This window comes from Pseudomonas sp. 30_B (assembly GCF_017491605.1).
GTDB lineage: Bacteria > Pseudomonadota > Gammaproteobacteria > Pseudomonadales > Pseudomonadaceae > Pseudomonas.
In genome coordinates, this window is the sequence record NZ_JAFGYY010000375.1 from 1 (window position 1) to 440 (window position 440).

The window sequence follows — 440 nt, forward strand, 5'->3', positions numbered from 1 at the left end:
GTATCGGCCGCGCCGCTCGCGACCTTCGCCGCGGTCGCGTTCAGGCCGGCCGCGCGGTCGCGCGGCGCGATGATCGCGTGCGCGCCCGCCGCGTCGGCCACGCGCAGGCATGCGCCGAGGTTGTGCGGATCGGTCACGCCGTCGAGCACGAGCAAGAGCGCGGGCCCGGCGATCCCGTCGGGCAGCTCGGCGAGGTTCTGCGCGAGCGGCAGATCCTCGACGCGCGCGACGACGCCCTGGTGGCGCTCGGTATGCGCGAGCCCCCAGAGCCGCGTCTCGTCGGCGGCGATGAGGCGCACCCCCGCCTCCTTCGCCGCCTGCAGGAAATCCTGCATCCGGCGATCGCGGCGCGTCGCATCGTAGAACACCTCCGCGACCGTCGACGCATCGTGCCGCATGCGTGCGGTCACCGCATGAAAACCGTAGAGAACCTTCAGACG

General features: G+C 73.0%; 1 protein-coding gene. It reads right to left on the minus strand.

The window, feature by feature from the left end; all coding sequences use genetic code 11:
* On the minus strand, positions 1 to 440 hold a 440-nt coding region (locus J5M67_RS28720), incomplete at both ends, for an RNA methyltransferase substrate-binding domain-containing protein (protein ID WP_279381601.1).